The organism is Streptomyces sp. NPDC058664, assembly GCF_042716635.1.
Taxonomy (GTDB): Bacteria; Actinomycetota; Actinomycetes; order Streptomycetales; family Streptomycetaceae; genus Streptomyces.
In genome coordinates this window covers 233909-253220 of sequence record NZ_JBHXRW010000002.1, presented here as the reverse complement: position 1 = coordinate 253220, position 19312 = coordinate 233909, and the positions used below count along the sequence as shown (strand labels likewise).

Annotated in this window: 16 protein-coding genes; 10 read left to right on the top strand and 6 right to left on the bottom strand. The window is 71.4% G+C overall.

Annotated elements, in window-relative coordinates:
• Positions 1–67 precede the first annotated feature (67 nt).
• The gene (locus ACFWUY_RS02845) at positions 68–844 is read right to left on the bottom strand and encodes a class I SAM-dependent methyltransferase (protein WP_384101275.1); all 777 of its coding nucleotides are present in this window, start codon (positions 842–844) and stop codon (positions 68–70) included.
• Between the two features lie 65 nt (positions 845–909).
• Positions 910–1515 carry a DUF3043 domain-containing protein gene (locus ACFWUY_RS02840; RefSeq protein WP_384101273.1) on the bottom strand — a complete coding sequence of 202 codons (606 nt, stop codon included), beginning with the start codon at positions 1513–1515 and terminating at the stop codon, positions 910–912.
• 272 nt (positions 1516–1787) lie between these two features.
• On the opposite strand from ACFWUY_RS02840, the gene ACFWUY_RS02835 reads away from it, so the two are divergent.
• From ACFWUY_RS02835 to ACFWUY_RS02815, 5 genes are all read left to right on the top strand, one after another.
• Complete coding sequence (locus ACFWUY_RS02835) at positions 1788–2585, top strand: PspA/IM30 family protein (RefSeq protein WP_384101271.1); 798 nt, start codon at positions 1788–1790, stop codon at positions 2583–2585.
• A gap of 39 nt (positions 2586–2624) precedes the next feature.
• Entirely contained in the window at positions 2625–2903 is a 279-nt protein-coding gene (locus ACFWUY_RS02830; RefSeq protein ID WP_384101268.1) for a hypothetical protein, read from the top strand.
• Positions 2904–3292: 389 nt separating this feature from the next.
• A complete protein-coding gene (locus ACFWUY_RS02825; RefSeq protein ID WP_384101264.1) occupies positions 3293–4534 on the top strand; it encodes a sensor histidine kinase in 1242 nt (413 codons plus the stop codon).
• Positions 4531–5220, top strand: coding sequence for a response regulator (locus ACFWUY_RS02820; RefSeq protein ID WP_384101260.1), 690 nt, complete (start codon positions 4531–4533; stop codon positions 5218–5220). The genes ACFWUY_RS02825 and ACFWUY_RS02820 overlap by 4 nt, the downstream gene beginning before the upstream one ends.
• Before the next feature lie 191 nt (positions 5221–5411).
• Positions 5412–8597, top strand: coding sequence for an efflux RND transporter permease subunit (locus tag ACFWUY_RS02815; protein WP_384101258.1), 3186 nt, complete (start codon positions 5412–5414; stop codon positions 8595–8597).
• Positions 8598–8675: 78 nt separating this feature from the next.
• Here ACFWUY_RS02815 and nadA read toward each other — a convergent pair whose 3' ends face one another.
• Positions 8676–9872, bottom strand: coding sequence for a quinolinate synthase NadA (gene nadA / locus ACFWUY_RS02810; protein ID WP_384101256.1), 1197 nt, complete (start codon positions 9870–9872; stop codon positions 8676–8678).
• Positions 9873–10132: 260 nt separating this feature from the next.
• Between nadA and ACFWUY_RS02805 the strand changes: the two genes are divergently transcribed.
• Positions 10133–10489 carry an iron-sulfur cluster assembly accessory protein gene (locus tag ACFWUY_RS02805; protein WP_015033024.1) on the top strand — a complete coding sequence of 119 codons (357 nt, stop codon included), beginning with the start codon at positions 10133–10135 and terminating at the stop codon, positions 10487–10489.
• Positions 10490–10612: 123 nt separating this feature from the next.
• On the opposite strand, the gene ACFWUY_RS02800 is transcribed toward ACFWUY_RS02805, so the two are convergent.
• Positions 10613–12118 (bottom strand): hypothetical protein, encoded by a 1506-nt coding sequence (locus ACFWUY_RS02800; protein ID WP_384101254.1) that lies wholly within the window; start codon positions 12116–12118, stop codon positions 10613–10615.
• 66 nt (positions 12119–12184) lie between these two features.
• Complete coding sequence (locus ACFWUY_RS02795) at positions 12185–12391, bottom strand: hypothetical protein (RefSeq protein WP_384101252.1); 207 nt, start codon at positions 12389–12391, stop codon at positions 12185–12187.
• 151 nt (positions 12392–12542) lie between these two features.
• Here ACFWUY_RS02795 and ACFWUY_RS02790 point away from each other — a divergent pair, with 151 nt between their 5' ends.
• A complete protein-coding gene (locus ACFWUY_RS02790; RefSeq protein WP_384101249.1) occupies positions 12543–13517 on the top strand; it encodes a carbohydrate kinase family protein in 975 nt (324 codons plus the stop codon).
• A 572-nt stretch (positions 13518–14089) separates the two neighbouring features.
• Here ACFWUY_RS02790 and ACFWUY_RS02785 read toward each other — a convergent pair.
• Positions 14090–15475, bottom strand: coding sequence for a cysteine desulfurase/sulfurtransferase TusA family protein (locus tag ACFWUY_RS02785; RefSeq protein WP_384101244.1), 1386 nt, complete (start codon positions 15473–15475; stop codon positions 14090–14092).
• A 644-nt stretch (positions 15476–16119) separates the two neighbouring features.
• Here ACFWUY_RS02785 and coxB point away from each other — a divergent pair.
• From coxB to ACFWUY_RS02770, 3 genes are read left to right on the top strand one after another with little or no spacing between them, the layout of a single operon-like run.
• Positions 16120–17085, top strand: coding sequence for a cytochrome c oxidase subunit II (coxB, locus tag ACFWUY_RS02780; RefSeq protein WP_384101241.1), 966 nt, complete (start codon positions 16120–16122; stop codon positions 17083–17085).
• Positions 17082–18818, top strand: coding sequence for a cytochrome c oxidase subunit I (gene ctaD, locus ACFWUY_RS02775; protein WP_384101238.1), 1737 nt, complete (start codon positions 17082–17084; stop codon positions 18816–18818). Before coxB ends, ctaD begins: the two co-directional genes overlap by 4 nt.
• Entirely contained in the window at positions 18815–19213 is a 399-nt protein-coding gene (locus tag ACFWUY_RS02770) for a cytochrome c oxidase subunit 4 (RefSeq protein WP_384101234.1), read from the top strand. Before ctaD ends, ACFWUY_RS02770 begins: the two co-directional genes overlap by 4 nt.
• Positions 19214–19312: the final 99 nt, after the last annotated feature.

The window sequence follows — 19312 nt, the reverse complement described above, 5'->3', positions numbered from 1 at the left end:
CGGCGCCCGGTCGTCGCGGCCCCGGCACGCGTCCGCGTACCCGCTCCCGTATCCGCTCCCGGCGGTCTCAGCCCCGTACCCCGCACAGGTGCAGCAGTGCCGCCACCCGCCGGTACGGCTCCGTGCGACCCGCCCGGTCCTCGGCGGCGAGCAGCCGGTCCAGCTCCTCGGCGGCCGGCAGGCCCGCCTCGGCGGGGACGCCGTCCGTGAAGACCCGCACCCCGTACCAGGCGTGCAGCGGCGCCGCGATCCCCGCGAGCGTCGCCGTCAGCGCGTCGAGACGGTCGGCCCGCACCTTCACGCCGTGGTCGTCCGTGTAGACGTCCGAGTCGAAGCCGGTGAGCGCGCCCTGCCAGTCCCCGGCGAGCCCCGGCCGCATGGCGAGGGCGTCCGCGTTCCGTACGACCAGGGAGAGCAGGCCGCCGGGAGCCAGCATCCGGGCCAGGCCCGCGAGCAGCGCGTCCGGCTCGTCCGCGTACATGAGCACGCCGTGGCAGAGGACCACGTCGAAGCTGCCGGGCAGGAAGTGCACGCCGGTCTCGCGACCGTCGCCCTCGATCAGCCGGACCCGCTCCCGGATCCCGGCGGGCTCCGTCGACAGCGACTCGCGAGCCGTCTTGAGGAGGTCGGGATCGGCCTCGAGGCCGGTCACCGTGTGCCCCGCGCGCGCGAGGCGCAGCGCCTGCGTGCCCTGGCCCATGCCCGCGTCGAGGATCCGCAGCCGCTGCCCCACGGGATAGCGGCCGGATATCTGCTCGTCGAGCTGGCGGGCGACGATCTCCTGCCGGATGGTGTCGCGCAGCCCGCCGGATCCGGCGGGCCAGTGCGCGACGGCGGGCAGCACGGGGCCACCCGCCTCCGACGTCGCCGCTCCGAAAGCGCGCCCGACGGGCTCCGAGCTGTCGGCGCTCAGGGCCGCTCTCCGCGCTTGACCTGCGGCTTCGGCAGCCGCAGTCGGCGCATCTGGAGCGTGCGCATCAGGCCGTACGCGACGGCGCCGCGCTTCGGCTCGTTCGGGAAGCGCGCGTTGAGCTGCTTCCGCAGTCGGATCCAGATGCCGATCGAGTCGATGACGATCAGGATGATCACACCGAGCCACAGCAGCAGGGAGATGTTCTGCAGCGACCGGTTGGCGTTGCCGAACAGCGACAGCACGAGGATCACCACGGCCATCGGCAGGAAGAACTCGGCGATCGCGAACCGGGAGTCGACGAAGTCGCGCACGAAGCGGCGGACCGGACCCTTGTCGCGGGCCGGCAGATAACGCTCGTCGCCGCTGGCCAGCGCCTCGCGCTGACGGGCCAGGTCCGAGCGGCGTGCCTCGCGCTGGCGCTTGGCGGCCTCCTTGCGGTCTGTCGGCACCGTCACGGCGCGACGGCGCTGGGTCTGCGCCTCGCTCCGCTTCGGGGTCGGGCGGCCCTTGGGGGCCTCGGGGTCGCGGGGCTGCTTGGTGGAGAGGTCCGCCGTCACCTTGTCGGTGGGGGCCTTCTCGTCCTTCGAACGGCTACGGAACACAAAACCCAAGGGTACGGGGTGGTGGGCATGAACCCCATGCCGGGCGGGAACGATCCGCTAACGGACTGCGTCTTCGGCGGTACGTACGGAAGGACGGGCGTGCTTTCCCCGAGATCCGTCTACTCCCTGGGCGGGAGGGGAAGCGGGACGCAGTCGTCCTTGGGGAGGAGCGCATCCCGCTCCGAACAGTGCGGTAATGGAGACAGGGCCCGTAGTGTGGATCCTGTCGAAGAGCTGAGCCGAAGTCCGTCAGAAGGGGGCGCGCGAAGCCCATGAGCGGTGTCATGAAGCGTATGGGGATGATCTTCCGCGCGAAGGCGAACAAGGCCCTGGACCGGGCCGAGGATCCGCGCGAGACGCTCGACTACTCCTACCAGAAGCAGCTGGAGCTGCTGCAGAAGGTGCGACGGGGCGTCGCCGACGTCGCCACCTCCCGCAAGCGGCTCGAACTCCAGCTGAACCAGCTGCAGGGCCAGTCCGCCAAGCTGGAGGACCAGGGCCGCAAGGCGCTGGCGCTCGGCCGCGAGGACCTGGCGCGCGAGGCGCTGTCCCGGCGCGCCGCGCTCCAGCAGCAGGTCAGCGACCTGGAGGTGCAGCACCAGACGCTGCAGGGCGAGGAGGAGAAGCTCACTCTCGCCGCCCAGCGTCTCCAGGCCAAGGTGGACGCCTTCCGCACCAAGAAGGAGACCATCAAGGCGACCTACACGGCGGCCCAGGCGCAGACCCGGATCGCCGAGTCCTTCTCCGGCATCTCGGAGGAGATGAGCGACGTCGGTCTCGCGATCCAGCGGGCCGAGGACAAGACCGCCCAGCTCCAGGCGCGCGCGGGCGCGATCGACGAGCTGCTCGCCTCCGGAGCCCTTGACGACCAGTCCGGTCTCGCGAAGGACGACATCCAGGCGGAGCTGGACCGGCTCTCCGGCGGTACGGACGTCGAGTTGGAGCTCCAGCGCATGAAGGCGGAGCTGGCCGGCGGCCCGTCGGCGCAGCAGCAGGCGCTCGAGGGCGGTGGCGCGGCCGCGCCGCAGGACCGCACGCAGCAGCAGTCCCACCCGCGCTTCGAGAAGTAGACGACGGCTCGCAACCGACGCCGACAGACAGGACGCGTCATGATCGTACGGATCATGGGGGAGGGCCAGTGGAAGCTGGCCGACAGCCACTTCGTCGAGCTGAACAGGCTCGACGACGAGCTGCTCGAAGAGATTGAATCGGGGGACGGGGAAGGGTTCCGGGGCACACTGGTCGCCCTTCTGAACGCGGTCCGGCGGCTCGGCGAGCCGCTGCCCGACGAGGCCCTCGAACCTTCGGAGCTCATCCTCCCCGCGCCGGACGCGAGCCTCGACGAGGTCAGGAAGATGCTCTCGGACGACGGCCTGATCCCGGGCTGACGCACGAACCACCGGTCTCCCGCCACCCCCCGACCGGGGCGGCGGGACACCGCGCTCTCCGAACACAACCACCGGCCCCGGCCCTGGCCCTCGACTCCGTCCTGGCCCCTGGCCCCGGCTCCAGCCCCGGTCCTGGCCCCTGGCCCCTGGTTCCGTTCCGGTCCTGGCCGGTCCCCGGATCTGATTCCGGCCCCTGGCTTCGATCCCGATCCCGGCCCCGGACCGCGTCCTGATCCCGGTTCCGGCCGTCGGTCCCGCCCGGGCCCCGCGCACCGCACCGCACCGCGCCCGAGCCCGGCCCGGGCACCGCCCCCACTCCGTACCACCCCGTACCGCTCCGGAACCGGCCGCTACCGGTGCCGCGCCCCGCCCCCGTACCGTTGTCCCCCGTGACCTCCACCGGCCCCGCCACCGGCACGCTCTACACCCGTCTCCGTGACTGGTTCCGCGGCCATCCGCTCTCCTTCGACGCGACGATCGCGTTCGGCGCGCTCGTCTGCATGATCGCCGGGTCCTTCACCGACCCGCACGGCAGTCCGGACGGGCCGACGTTCGGCGACCACACGCCCGACGTGTGGAGCGTGCTGATCATGGTCGCCGGCGCCGTCGCGCTCGTGCTGCGACGGCGCCACCCCTTCCGGGTGCTCTGCTTCACCGTCATGATCAGCCTCTTCGAGCTGATCAACGACACCCGGCCCGCCCCCATCGCGATGAGCGCCGTCGTCGCGCTCTACACGGTCGCCTCCCGCACCGACCGCCCCACCACCTGGCGCGTCGGCCTCGCCACGATGGCGGTGCTCACCGCCGCCGCCATGACCTTCGGCCCGACCCACTGGTACGCGCAGGAGAACCTCGGCGTCTTCGCCTGGACCGGCATGGCCGCGGCCGCCGGGGACGCCGTCCGCAGCCGCCGGGCCTTCGTCGACGCGATACGGGAGCGCGCCGAACGGGCCGAGCGGACCCGCGAGGAGGAGGCCGGGCGCCGGGTCGCGGAGGAACGGCTGCGGATCGCCCGTGACCTCCACGACGTCGTCGCCCACCACATCGCCCTGGTGAACGTCCAGGCCGGTGTCGCCGCCCACGTCATGGACAAGCGTCCCGACCAGGCCAAGGAGGCCCTCGCCCACGTGCGGGAGGCCAGCCGTTCCGCGCTCGACGAGCTGCGTGCCACCGTCGGCCTGCTGCGCCAGTCCGGCGACCCGGAGGCCCCCACCGAACCGGCCCCCGGCCTCGCCGTCCTCGACGGGCTCCTCGACAGCTTCCGGAAGGCCGGGCTCCCGGTCGCCCTGGCCCGTACCGACGGGGAGAAGCCGCTGCCCGCGACCGTCGACCTGGCCGCGTACCGGATCGTGCAGGAGGCCCTGACCAACGTCCGCAAGCACGCGGGACCGGACGCCGAGGCGGAGGTGAGCGTCGTCCGGGTGGGCCGTACGGTCGAGATCACCGTCCTCGACAACGGCCGCCCCCCGGCCGCCCCCGACCCCGCACCGGCCGGCGGCCACGGGCTGCTCGGCATGCGCGAACGGGTCGGCGCGCTCGGCGGCACCCTGACCGCCGCCCCCCGGTACGGCGGCGGCTTCCGGGTGCAGGCGATACTGCCGGTGACGTCCCGTACGGGGGAGGACACATGACCATCCGGGTGCTGCTCGCCGACGACCAGGCCCTGCTCCGCAGCGCCTTCAAGGTCCTGGTGGACTCCGAGCCGGACATGGAGGTCGTCGGCGAGGCCGCCGACGGCGCCCAGGCCGTGGCCCTCGCCCGCTCGGAGCGGGCCGACGTCGTCCTGATGGACATCCGGATGCCGGGCACCGACGGCCTCGCCGCCACCCGCATGATCACCGCCGACCCGGAGCTCGCCGGCGTGCGGATCGTCATGCTGACCACCTTCGAGGTCGACGAGTACGTCGTGCAGTCGCTGCGCGCCGGGGCCTCCGGCTTCCTCGGCAAGGGGGCCGAGCCCGAGGAACTGCTCGGCGCGATCCGGATCGCGCACGCGGGCGAGGCCCTTCTGTCCCCGGCCGCCACCAAGGGCCTGATCGCGTCGTTCCTCGCACAGGGCGCCGGCACGGCGGCCGTGGGCGAGGGCGGCCGGGCCAGGACCGAGCGGCTCGCCGCGCTCACCGCCCGGGAGCGCGAGGTCCTCGTGCTCGTCGCGGGAGGCCTGTCCAACGACGAGATCGCCGAGCGGCTCGACGTCAGCCCGCTCACCGTGAAGACCCATGTCAACCGGGCCATGGCGAAGCTGGGCGCCCGCGACCGGGCCCAGCTGGTGGTCACGGCCTACGAATCGGGACTGGTCCGCCCGAGGGTGGAGTGACCGGGGCCCCCGGCGTACTCCAGACGCGGTATGCGGGGGATAAGGATGTGGACCCGGGGGGCGAGGAATTCCCGGCCCCGATGGCAGATCGTATGGATGGGGGGGGCGCGCCTCCGGCGGATCCGGTGGATCCGGACCGGGGTCCTGGCTGCTCCCGCCTGTCGACGAGTACGCCACAGAAGAGAGACCCCATGTCCTGGCTGTCCAGATTCAGCCTCGCGCAACGGGCCCTGATCGGGCTGATCTCCATCGTCGCCCTCGTGTTCGGGGCGATCGCGATACCGCAGCTGAAGCAGCAGTTGTTCCCCTCGATCGAGCTGCCCATGGTCTCGGTCCTCGCCCCCTACCAGGGCGCCTCTCCCGACGTGGTCGAGAAGCAGGTCGTCGAGCCCCTGGAGAACAACCTCAAGGCCGTCGACGGGCTGAAGTCGGTCACCTCCACCGCCTCCGAGGGCATGGCCCTCGTCATGGCCTCCTTCGACTACGGCGACGAATCGACGAAGCAGCTCGTCGCCGACGTCCAGCAGGCCGTCAACCGGGCCCGCGCCCAGCTGCCCGACACGGTCGACCCGCAGGTCGTGGCCGGTTCGACGGACGACATTCCGACCGTCGTCCTCGCCGCCGCCTCCGACCAGGACCCGCAGGCCCTGGCCGACCTCCTGGACCGGACCGTCGTGCCCGCCCTCGAGGGCATCGAGGGCGTCGGCCAGGTCTCGGTCAGCGGCGTCCAGGACCTCCAGGTCTCCGTCACCCCGGACGACCGGAAGCTGGCCGCGGCCGGACTCAGCTCCATGAAGCTCGCCGAGGCCCTCCGCTCCGGCGGCGGCACCCTGCCGGCCGGCTCCTTCTCCGAGACGGGCAAGAGCCGCACCATCCAGGTCGGCGGCGGCTACACCTCGCTGAAGCAGATCGAGGACCTCCGCATCCCGGCGGCCGTCCCCGGCAAGGGCAAGGCGGTCCGTCTCGGCGACGTGGCCACCGTCCGCCAGGAGGAGTCGCCGCGCGTCTCCCTCACCCGTACCAACGGCAAGCCCAGCCTCGCCGTCATGGCCACCATGGACAAGGACGGCAGCGCCGTCGCGATCTCCGACGCCGTCGAGGAGAAGCTGCCGGAGCTGCGCGCCGACCTCGGCGCGGGCGCCGAGCTGACCGTGGTCTCCGACCAGGGCCCGGCCGTCGCCAAGGCGGTCTCCGGACTGACCACCGAGGGCGCGCTGGGCCTCGTCATGGCCGTCCTGGTGATCCTGGTCTTCCTCGCGTCGATCCGCTCCACCCTGGTCACCGCGGTCTCCATCCCGCTCTCGGTCGTCCTCGCGCTCATCGTGCTGTGGACCCGTGACCTCTCGCTCAACATGCTGACGCTCGGCGCGCTCACCATCGCCATCGGCCGGGTCGTCGACGACTCGATCGTGGTCCTGGAGAACATCAAGCGGCACCTCGGCTACGGCGAGGAGCGGCAGACCGCCATCCTCACCGCGGTCCGCGAGGTGGCGGGCGCGGTCACCTCCTCGACCCTCACCACCGTCGCGGTGTTCCTGCCGATCGGTCTGACCGGCGGCATGATCGGCGAGTTGTTCGGCTCGTTCTCGCTGACCGTCACCGCGGCCCTGCTGGCCTCGCTGCTCGTCTCCCTGACCGTCGTCCCGGTCCTCTCGTACTGGTTCCTGCGCGCCCCCAAGGGCACTCCCGAGGACCTGGCCGAGGCCCGCAGGCTGGCCGAGGAGAAGGAGGAGAAGAGCCGTCTCCAGCGCCTGTACGTGCCCGTCCTGAAGTTCGCGACCCGGCGTCGGCTCACGAGCATCGCCATCGCCTTCGCCGTCCTGATCGTCACCTTCGGCATGGCCCCGCTCCTGAAGACCAACTTCTTCGACCAGGGCGAGCAGGAGGTGCTGAGCATCCAGCAGGAGCTGGCGCCCGGCACTTCCCTGGACGCGTCCGACGAGGCCGCGAAGAAGATCGAGAAGCTCCTCGCGGACACCGAGGGCGTCAAGGACTACCAGGTCAACGTCGGTTCGTCCGGCTTCATGGCGGCCTTCGGCGGCGGCACCGGCACCAACCAGGCCACCTACCAGGTCAGCCTGGAGGAATCCGCCTCGTACGAGAAGACCCGTGACGCCATCGAGAAGGGCCTCGCCGCCCTCGACGGCGTCGGCGACACCAAGCTCGCGGCCGGTGACGGCTTCGGCAGCCAGGACCTGAGCGTGGTCGTCAAGGCCGCCGACGCCGAGGTCCTCAAGAAGGCCGCCGAGCAGGTCCGGACCGCGATCGCCGGCATCGAGGACGTCACCGACGTCCAGAGCGACCTGTCGCAGTCCGTCCCGCGCGTCTCCGTCACGGCGAAGCCCGCGGCGGCCGACGCCGGCTTCGACTCCGCCTCGCTCGGCATGGTCGTCGCCCAGGCCGTCCGGGGCACCCCGGCCGCCAAGGCGATCCTCGACGACAGCGAGCGGGACGTCCTCATCACCTCGGCGCGGCCGGTCACCACCCTGGCGGGGCTGAAGGCGCTGCCCCTCGGCCCGGTGAGGCTGGGCGACATCGCCACCGTCGAGCTGGTCCCCGGCCCGGTCTCCATGACCCGGATCGACGGCGCCCGCGCCGCGACGATCACGGCCAAGCCGGTCGGCGACAACACCGGCGCCGTGAGCGCCACCCTCCAGCAGAAGATCGACGCGCTGGACCTGCCCAAGGGCGCCACCGCCAGCATCGGCGGTGTCTCCGAGGACCAGACCGAGGCCTTCACCAACCTGTTCCTGGCGATGCTCGCGGCCATCGCGATCGTCTTCATGCTGCTCGTCGCGACCTTCAGGTCGCTGATCCAGCCGCTGATCCTGCTGGTGTCGATCCCGTTCGCGGCGACCGGCGCGATCGGTCTGCTGGTCGTCACCGACACCGCGATGGGCGTCCCGGCGATGATCGGCATGCTGATGCTCATCGGCATCGTCGTCACCAACGCGATCGTCCTGATCGACCTGATCAACCAGTACCGGGCCCAGGGACTGGGCGTCGTCGAAGCGGTGATCGAGGGCGGCCGGCACCGGCTCCGCCCGATCCTGATGACCGCCCTGGCGACGATCTTCGCCCTGCTGCCGATGGCCCTCGGCATCACCGGCGAGGGCGGCTTCATCGCCCAGCCGCTGGCCGTGGTCGTGATCGGCGGTCTCATCACCTCGACGCTGCTGACCCTGCTCCTCGTCCCGACGCTCTACGCGATGGTGGAGCTCCGCAAGGAGCGCCGCGCGAAGAAGAAGGCGGCGAAGAAGGGCGAGGAGAGGACGTCGAAGGGCAAGAAGGGCAAGAAGAAGGGCGACCCGACGGACAATCCGGAGCAGCCGGACGTCTCCCCGCTGGACGCGTCCCTGCTCGACGTCCTGGACTGAGCCCCGGGCTCGGCAGTACGCCGAAGGGCGCCCCGCGATCGTGCGGGGCGCCCTTCGGCGCATACGAGGGGAGAACCGTTACGGCAGAGCGAGCATCCGCTCGAGCGCCAGCTTCGCGAAGCTCTCCGTCTCCCTGTCGACCTGGATCTGGTTGACGAGGTTGCCCTCGGCCAGGGACTCCAGGGTCCACACCAGGTGCGGCAGGTCGATGCGGTTCATGGTCGAGCAGAAGCAGACCGTCTTGTCGAGGAAGACGATCTCCTTGCCCTGGTCGGCGTAGCGGTTCGCCAGTCGCCGGACCAGGTTCAGCTCGGTGCCGATCGCCCACTTGGAACCGGCGGGGGCCGCCTCCAGGGTGTTGATGATGTACTCGGTCGAGCCCACGTAGTCGGCGGCGGCGACGACCTCGTGGCGGCACTCGGGGTGGACGAGCACGTTCACCCCGGGGATGCGCTCGCGCACGTCGTTCACCGAGTCCAGCGAGAAGCGGCCGTGCACCGAGCAGTGACCCCGCCACAGGATCATCTTGGCGGCGCGCAGCTCCTCGACGGTCAGCCCGCCGTTCGGCTTGTGCGGGTTGTAGAGCACGCAGTCGTCCAGGGACATCCCCATGTCGCGGACGGCGGTGTTGCGGCCCAGGTGCTGGTCCGGCAGGAACAGCACCTTCTCGCCCTGCTCGAAGGCCCAGTTCAGGGCCCGCTCGGCGTTCGACGAGGTGCAGATCGTGCCCCCGTGCTTGCCGGTGAAGGCCTTGATGTCGGCCGAGGAGTTCATGTACGAGACGGGCACGACCTGTTCGGCGACGCCGGCCTCGGTCAGCACGTCCCAGCACTCGGCGACCTGCTCGGCGGTGGCCATGTCGGCCATCGAGCAGCCGGCCGCGAGGTCGGGCAGGACGACCTTCTGGTCGTCGCCGGTGAGGATGTCGGCCGACTCCGCCATGAAGTGCACACCGCAGAACACGATGTACTCGGCCTCGGGCTTCGCCGCCGCGTCGCGCGCCAGCTTGAAGGAGTCGCCGGTGACGTCGGCGAACTGGATGACCTCGTCGCGCTGGTAGTGGTGGCCGAGCACGAAGACCTTGTCCCCGAGCTTCTCCTTGGCCGCGCGGGCGCGCTCCACGAGGTCCGGGTCGGACGGCGACGGCAGGTCGCCGGGGCACTCCACACCGCGCTCGCTCTTGGGGTCGGCCTCGCGGCCGAGCAGGAGCAGGGCGAGCGGCGTCGGCTGTACGTCGAGCTCATGACGGGCTTGGGCCGTGGTCACGTCACGCACCCTTTCTTCGGAGATTCTTCGGGGAGCCTTTTCGTCGAAATGACGTTATCTATCATAACCGCTTCACGTCACGTTGACGATGTCCATAGTGTCGATGTGACGAATTCGCTGGTCCGGGACCTCCGCCTCATCGTCCCCGTCGCTGGACAGGGTGTGCGAGCATGAAAGAGGGAACACCCCACTCGGCCCGGAATGAATCCGGGGCACCGTCGGTTGCAACCGTCGGCAAGCAGTCTCCGTACACACCGGGAGAGAAGCAGATGTCCGTATCGGACGAGAAGACCACTGTCAGCGACGGCATCCTCCTGTCCGACGCCGCCGCGGCCAAGGTCAAGGCCCTCCTCGACCAGGAAGGCCGCGAGGACCTGGCCCTGCGCGTCGCCGTTCAGCCCGGCGGCTGCTCCGGCCTGCGTTACCAGCTGTTCTTCGACGAGCGCTCGCTCGACGGCGACGTCGTGAAGGACTTCGACGGCGTCAAGGTCGTCACCGACCGGATGAGCGCTCCGTACCTCGGCGGCGCCTCGATCGACTTCGTCGACACCATCGAGAAGCAGGGCTTCACCATCGACAACCCGAACGCCACGGGCTCCTGCGCCTGCGGCGACTCGTTCAGCTAGGGCGTAGCGGCTGAGCGGTACCGGCCGAGCACCATCGGTCGAGCCGCACCGGCCGGGGCGCATACGTGAGGGCGGCGGCCCGGGAACCCCCGGGCCGCCGCCCTCACGCATGTCCCACGGGGCTCAGCGGCGGGGCACCGCCTCCCCGCTCGCCCCGTCGACCACCGGCCGCGAGCCGAGCGGAGCGTCGAGCGTCACCGTCTTCGTGACCTCCACGGCGATCGCGATGCACACCTTGTCCGGATCGGTCGGAGCCTCCGACACCCGGACGACGACCCGGTCGGAACGCTCGTCGGCGGTGACGGTGTACGTGCTGCACACCCCGCCCCAGAAGGTGACCGTCAGCTTCCGCCCGGCCTCGTCCGTCCGGAACGACTCGACCTGCCGCACCGGCGCCGTACCGTCCTCGGGAGACGGCGTCGGCGTCGGCGAGGGCTTCGCCGGCGGCGCCAGGAACTCCGGCGTCACCGCCGTCCGCACCACCGTGTACGGCGCCCCGTCCGCCGGGTCCGCCGTGAACAGCCACGACGGTACGAGCAGCCGCCCGCCGTCCACGTCCCGCGCGGCCAGGCCGAACACGGCGCCCGTCACCGGAACCTGCTCCGGGGCCACCCGGTCCACGATCGTCTGGCAGGGCGGGGTCGGGGCGGCGTTCCCCGGCGCCGGCTCCTGGCCGGTCCCGACGTCCGGCCGTCCGGCGTCGGGCACCTCGCCGGCCGGCGGCGCGGTGGCGCAGCCCCCGATGCCGATCGGACCGGTGCCCTTGGAGTCCTCGTTCAGCTCGGCGAGCGCCTTCGCCGCTCCGGTCACCGGATACACGGCCCCCTCGGCCGGCTCCTTGAGCATCCCGCTCCCGGCGACCGTCCGGCCGTCCCGCGCGATGTGCAGCCCCGTGGACCAGCCGTAGGTGGGCAGCCCGCCGATCACCGGATCGGCGTTGACCACCCGTACCGAACCGTTCATCACCTGGGTCGCGGTGACCTTCGCGTCGTCCTGGCCGAGCGCCTTCAGGACGGGAGCGGCCGCCGCCTTCGCCGCGGCCTCGCTCAGCGGCGTACCGCCCGGCGAGGGCTTCGTCTCTCCCGGCGGCGGACACGCCCTGCCCTTCAGGCAGGTGTCGCCGGCCGGGCCGCCGTCGTACCAGGAGTACGTCCAGTTCCCCGGCGCCTTCCGCGCCACGTCGAGGCGGGGCCCCGAACCGTCCTTCTCGGGGCGGATCGTCCACACCTCGCCGACCAGGGAGGGACTCCCGGAGATGCCCAGGGCTTCGGCCAGCCTGGTCACCTCCGCCGAGGTGACCAGGCCCTCGGGCCGGTGGACCGCGGCCGAGGAGGGCCCTTGGGGGAGTGGGCCCTTGGCTGTGTAGACGGTCCCGCTCGGGCCGCCTCCGGGATCCGGCTCGCCGGGCGCGATCCCGGGACCGCCCCGCGTGCCGCTGCCACCGTCGCCCTCCAGGCTCAGCGGCGGGGGCGGCCCGGCCGCGTCGGCGGCCCGGGTGGCGGGGCCGTCACCGCCGCCGGACGCCGCGGTGGCCAGGTAGACGCCACCGCCCCCGGCGAGCAGCACACCCGCCGCCACCGAGGCGGCCAGGACGCTCCGTCGCCTCCGTACGCTCTCCGTACCGCTCACCGTAACGCTCCCTCGTCTCGACCGGACGCCGATGGGACGGAGCGGACGGGCCGGCGGTTCCGTCCGTCAGCCCCCGTATTCCGCGGTGGCGTCGATCAGCCGTGCCGAGGCCGCCGGAACCACGACCCCGTGGATCAGCGCGGGGGAGACCGGAGCGGGCGCGGGAGAGACCGGAGTGACCCAGTGGGGGGCCATCCGGGCACCGTCACCGCACAGCTGCGCGAGGCTCAGCTCGGACTCGTGTCGCTCACGAGGAGCGGGATGCATGGTCATGGGCGCACCGTATGCACCGCACCACTCCGGAGAAAAGGCCTACTCTGGGGTAGTTTCCACTGTTCGGCAGGGAGCGCCCCACCCGGTAGCGTGAACTGTCGCTCACCGGCGCCCCGCGCGCCCCTATCGAATCCCGCAGGAGCACCCCGCCGTGCGTATCGCAGTCACCGGCTCCATCGCCACCGACCACCTCATGACCTTCCCCGGCCGGTTCGCCGACCAGCTCGTGGCCGACCAGCTCCACACGGTGTCCCTCTCCTTCCTCGTCGACAACCTCGACGTCCGCCGCGGCGGCGTCGGCCCCAACATCTGCTTCGGCATGGGCCAGCTCGGCGGGAACCCGATCCTCGTGGGCGCCGCCGGATACGACTTCGACGAGTACCGCGGCTGGCTCGACCGGCACGGCGTCGACACCGGCTCCGTGCGGATCTCCGAGGTCCTGCACACCGCCCGCTTCGTCTGCACCACCGACAAGGACCACAACCAGATCGGCTCCTTCTACACCGGCGCGATGAGCGAGGCCCGGCTGATCGAGCTCAAGGCCGTCGCCGACCGCGTGGGCGGACTCGACCTGGTCCTCATCGGCGCCGACGACCCCGAGGCGATGCTCCGCCACACGGAGGAGTGCAAGACGCGGGAGATCCCCTTCGCCGCCGACTTCTCGCAGCAGATCGCCCGCATGGACGGCGAGGAGATCCGCACCCTCCTCGACGGGGCCACCTACCTCTTCTCCAACGAGTACGAGAAGGGCCTCATCGAGTCCAAGACGGGCTGGACCGACGCCGAGATCCTCTCCCGCGTCGGCCACCGGGTCACCACGCTCGGCTCGCGCGGTGTCCGCATCGAGCGCGTCGGCGACACCCCGATCGAGGTCGGCTGCCCCGAGGAGACCGCCAAGGTCGACCCGACCGGCGTCGGCGACGCGTTCCGCGCGGGCTTCCTGACCGGGCTGTCCTGGGGCGTCGGCCTGGAGCGCGCCGCGCAGGTCGGCTGCATGCTCGCCACCCTCGTCATCGAGACCCTGGGCACCCAGGAGTACACGCTGCGGCGCGCCAACTTCATGGAGCGCTTCACGAAGGCGTACGGCGAGGACGCCGCCACGGAGGTCCAGCCCCACCTCCCCTGACCCCGACCGGCCCCACCCACCCCGCCGTGGGCAACGGTTCCGCCGAGCGGTCCCACCCGCCCGGCGGGGCGCGACGCCCACCCACCCTCGCCCACCCCGTCGCGGGCATCCGTTCCGCCGGCCGGCGCCCACCCCGCTGCGGACACGCGTCCCGCTGGGCGGCGCTCACCCCGTTGTGGGCATCTGTTCCGCTGGGGCGATGGGGGTCCCCCCTGCTCGAGCGAAGCCGGGAGCTTGGGGGAGGGTGGGCACAACGGAACGGTGCCCCCTTGCCGGGCCCAGGCTTTCGCGCCCGAACCCGCACCCGGTGGGCGCCGCACAGTTCGTGCAGCCCGCACCCCGGGTGCACCGCCGCTGGTGGTGAGGGTTCAGGCGCAAGGGGCGGAGGCGCCTGCCGAGGGCGCCGTCCCGTGTGCCCACCCGTCCCGCCCTGCGGGACGATTGCCCACACGGGGGGTGGGGGACCCGGCCCGCCCCCCCCACACGGGGGGCCCGGCCCAGCGGGGCGAGGGCCCGCGGGGCAGGCAGGGGCCCGGCGCAGCGGGCGGCGACCGGGCGCGGGCGGCCGGGGATCAGGCCACCCGCCGCACCACGTACGCCGAGCCGCCCCGAGGCGACGCCTCCTCGCCCACGTACTCCTGCCCCCGCATCTCGCACCACGCCGGAATGTCCAGACGCGCCGCCTCGTCGTCCGACAGGATCGTCACCGTGGCGCCCACGGGGACCTCTCCGAACACCTTCGCCAGTTCGATCACCGGGATGGGGCAGCGCTTGCCCAGGGCGTCCACGACGAGCGGCCCGGACGCGCCCGCCGGGGCCGCCGAAGCGGCCGGCGCGCCGAGCCGCTCCCGTACCCCCGCGACCACCCTCGGCAGGACGTCGAGGAAGCCGTCCACGTCCCCCGCCGCGGTGCCGGCCGGCAGGGACACCCGGACGTTCCCCTCGCTCAGCACCCCCATCGCCCGCAGCACATGGCTGGGCGTCAGCGTGGAACTCGTACACGACGAACCGGACGAAACGGAGAAACCCTCCCGGTCCAGCTCGTGGAGGAGCGTCTCCCCGTCGACGTACAGACAGGAGAAGGTGACCAGGTGCGGGAGCCGGCGCACCGGGTCACCCACCACTTCCACGTCCGGTACGAGCTCCGGCACCCGCGCCCGGATCCGGTCCACCAGGGCCCGCAGCCGTGCTCCCTCGGCCGCCGCCTCCGCCCGGACCGCCCGCAGCGAGGCCGCCGCCGCCACGATCGCCGGCAGGTTCTCGAAGCCGGGCGCCCGTCCCGACTCGCGTTCGTCCGAGGGGCCTTGCGGCGCGAACCGGACCCCCTTGCGCACGGCGAGCAGCCCCACCCCCGCCGGACCGCCCCACTTGTGCGCGCTCGCCGCGAGGAGCGACCAGCCGCCGTCCACCGGCCCCCAGCCCAGCGACTGCGCCGCGTCCACGAGCAGCGGCACGCCCGCCGCCCGGCAGGCCTCGGCGACCTCCGCCACCGGCTGCTCGGTCCCGACCTCGTGGTTGGCCGACTGGAGGCACGCCAGGGCCGTCCCGGGGCCGAGGGCCGCCGCGAAGACGGCCGCGTCGACCGCCCCGGACCGCGCCACCGGCACCTCGGTCACGGTGCCGCCGGCCGCCGTGTGCGTCTCGGCCGCGTGCAGGACGGAGGAGTGTTCGACCGCGGAGACCACGAGCCGGTTTCCGACACGCCGACGCGCCGCGAGGGCCCCGGAGATCCCCGTGTGAACCGCGCGCGTCCCCGAAGGAGTGAACACCAGCTCGTCCGGGCGGCAGCCCACGGCCTCCGCCGCGGCCTCCCGCGCCGCGTCGAGGAGCAGCCGGGCCCGCCTGCCCTCCCGGTACAGCCGGGCCGGATCGGCCCAGCCCTCGTCCAGGGAGGCGAGCAGCGCCTGACGGGCGACGGGGTGCAGCGGGGCGGCGGACGCGGCGTCGAAGTACGGCATCCATCCACGGTAGAGCCTGCCCCCGGCCCACCCCGGCACCCCCACCGCACCAGGGTCCGGGTCCCCACCGCACCAGGGCGCCAGGGCCCGGGACCCCGCCGCGCCAGGGCGCGGGCCCTTGCCGCCCCGGAACCGACAGCCCGCCGCAACCCGGGCCCGGGGCCCCACCGCACCGGCCGCGCGGGCCCTCGCCGGGCCCGGACCCGACAGCCCACCCTTCCCCGGACCCGACAACCCGCCTCCCCCGGGCCGGACAACCCGCCTCCCCCGGGCCGGACAGCCCGCCACGCCCGGGCCCGGTGCTCCACCGCACCCGGCCCGGCGCCCCACCACGCCCACCCCACTCGCCCCCCCGCATCCCCCGCCTCGCCCCCCCATGAGCCCTCGTCAGAAGGGGGGCGTGGCGCACCGGCAGGCGGCCGAACGGACGCGTCCGGCCTCCCTCCGGAACCCCCGGGTCCACCCCTTCGGGGACTTGGACGGCGCGTTGGGCACCCTCCCCGCGCGACCCCAAATAGCGTCCAGTAGGGTTTGGTCCGCATAAACATCCAAACCCCTGCCCGCGGCACGGGGCGGCGACCGACCAGCGAGACGGACGGCCGTGGCCGACCAAGCGCGGGCCGAGACTCTCGGGAAGGCGCTACGTGAGTCCCAACGGCTCCGACCGCTCGTCGCGGCGCCCGATGCGGCGGAAGCTGCCGCAGGTGCTGACTGCGGGCCTGATCCTGGCGACAGCCACCGGCTGCTCGTACAACTGGGAAGACTTCCCCCGCCTTGGAATGCCCACCCCCGTCACGGAAGAGGCTCCTCGGATCCTCTCCCTGTGGCAGGGCTCGTGGGCTGCCGCTCTGATCACCGGAATCCTGGTGTGGGGCCTGATCCTCTGGGCCGTCATCTTCCACCGGCGCAGCCGGACCAAGGTCGAGGTACCTCCGCAGACCCGTTACAACATGCCCATCGAGGCGCTGTACACGGTCACCCCCCTCATCATCGTCTCGGTGCTCTTCTACTTCACCGCACGCGACGAGTCGAAGCTCCTCGAGCTCACCCCGAAGCCGGCGCACACGGTCAACGTGGTCGGCTACCAGTGGAGCTGGGCCTTCAACTACGTCGAGAACGTGCCCGGTGTGACGGGCGACGCCAAGACGGACAAGAACCTCGCCTCGATCCCGGACAAGTTCCTCAAGGACTTCCCGGAGAACGCCGGCGGTGTCTACGACGCCGGTATCCCCGGCGACCGCAACCCGCAGACCGGCAACCCGGGCCCGACCCTGTGGCTGCCGAAGGGCGAGAAGGTCCGGTTCGTCCTGACCTCGCGTGACGTCATCCACTCCTTCTGGGTGGTCCCCTTCCTCATGAAGCAGGACGTCATCCCGGGTCACACGAACTCCTTCGAGGTGACCCCGACGCAGGAAGGCACCTTCCTCGGCAAGTGCGCCGAGCTGTGCGGTGTCGACCACTCCCGGATGCTCTTCAACGTCAAGGTGGTCTCCCCGGAGCGCTACCAGCAGCACCTGAAGGAGCTGGCCGAGAAGGGGCAGACCGGCTACATCCCGTCTGGCATCGAGCAGACGGACCCGGCCAGGAATGCGGAGAAGAACCAACTGTGAGCATCCACAACGAAACCCAGGGTGCCGCCGCAGCTGAGGACTCGTACGAGAACGAGCTGCCCGTACGGCGCAAGCAGCCCGGCAATGTCGTGGTCAAGTGGCTGACCACCACCGACCACAAGACGATCGGCACGCTCTACCTGGTCACGTCGTTCGTCTTCTTCTGCATCGGCGGACTCATGGCGCTCTTCATGCGCGCCGAGCTGGCCCGTCCGGGTACGCAGATCATGTCGAACGAGCAGTTCAACCAGGCGTTCACGATGCACGGCACGATCATGCTGCTGATGTTCGCGACGCCGCTGTTCGCCGGATTCGCGAACTGGATCATGCCGCTGCAGATCGGCGCGCCCGACGTGGCGTTCCCGCGGCTGAACATGTTCGCCTACTGGCTGTACCTGTTCGGCTCGATCATCGCGGTGGCCGGCTTCCTCACCCCGCAGGGTGCGGCCGACTTCGGCTGGTTCGCCTACTCCCCGCTGTCGGACGCCGTCCGCTCGCCGGGCGTCGGCGCCGACATGTGGATCATGGGTCTGGCCTTCTCCGGCTTCGGCACGATCCTCGGTTCGGTCAACTTCATCACCACGATCATCTGCATGCGCGCTCCCGGCATGACGATGTTCCGCATGCCGATCTTCACCTGGAACGTGCTGCTGACCGGTGTCCTGGTCCTGCTCGCCTTCCCGGTCCTGGCGGCCGCGCTGTTCGCCCTGGAGGCGGACCGCAAGTTCGGTGCGCACATCTTCGACGCGTCCAACGGTGGAGCGCTGCTCTGGCAGCACCTCTTCTGGTTCTTCGGACACCCTGAGGTGTACATCATCGCGCTGCCGTTCTTCGGCATCGTCTCCGAGGTCATCCCGGTCTTCAGCCGCAAGCCGATGTTCGGCTACATCGGTCTGGTGGCCGCGACCATCGCGATCGCCGGTCTGTCCGTGACGGTGTGGGCGCACCACATGTACGTCACGGGCGGCGTGCTCCTGCCGTTCTTCTCCTTCATGACGTTCCTCATCGCCGTACCGACGGGCGTGAAGTTCTTCAACTGGATCGGAACGATGTGGAAGGGCTCGTTGTCCTTCGAGACACCGATGCTCTGGACGATCGGCTTCCTGATCACCTTCACCTTCGGTGGTCTGACGGGCGTCATCCTGGCCTCGCCTCCGATGGACTTCCACGTCTCCGACTCGTACTTCGTCGTCGCGCACTTCCACTACGTCGTCTTCGGCACCGTGGTCTTCGCGATGTTCGCCGGCTTCCACTTCTGGTGGCCGAAGTTCACCGGCAAGATGCTGGACGAGCGGCTCGGCAAGATGACGTTCTGGACGCTGTTCATCGGCTTCCACGGCACCTTCCTGGTGCAGCACTGGCTCGGTGCCGAGGGCATGCCGCGTCGTTACGCGGACTACCTCGACGCCGACGGCTTCACCGCGCTGAACACGATCTCGACGATCTCCTCCTTCCTGCTCGGCCTGTCGATCCTGCCGTTCATGTACAACGTCTGGAAGACCGCCAAGTACGGCAAGAAGATCGAGGTCGACGACCCGTGGGGCTACGGCCGTTCGCTCGAGTGGGCGACGTCCTGCCCGCCGCCGCGGCACAACTTCCTCACCCTGCCGCGGATCCGCTCCGAATCCCCGGCGTTCGACCTGCACCACCCTGAGATCGCCGCTCTCGACCAGCTCGAGAACAAGGGGCACGCTGCCGAGGCCCTCGCGGGCAGCAAGGAGGCCGGCAAGTGAAGATCCAGGGCAAGATGTTCATCTGGCTGAGCGTCTTCATCCTTGCCATGGCGATCCTGTACGGCGTCTGGTCCAAGGAGCCGGTCGGCACGACGGCGCTCTTCCTGGCCTTCGGCCTGGCCATCATGATCGGCTACTACCTGGCCTTCACGGCCAAGCGTGTCGACGCCATGGCACAGGACGACAAGGAGGCCGACGTCGCGGACGAGGCCGGTGAAGTGGGCTTCTTCGCCCCGCACAGCTGGCAGCCGCTCTCGCTGGGCATCGGCGGTGCGCTCGCCTTCCTCGCCATCGCGATGGGCTGGTGGATCCTGTACTTCTCCGCCCCGCTGATCCTGGTCGGCCTCTTCGGCTGGGTCTTCGAGTTCTACCGCGGCGAGAACCAGAACCAGTAGCGTTACCCCGCTCCGCACCGGAGCACACCGAGGGGCGCCCGGGCGGGGGGCGACCCCAGGCGGCGCCACCCCGCTATCTAGAAAGACCCCGGGCGCCCC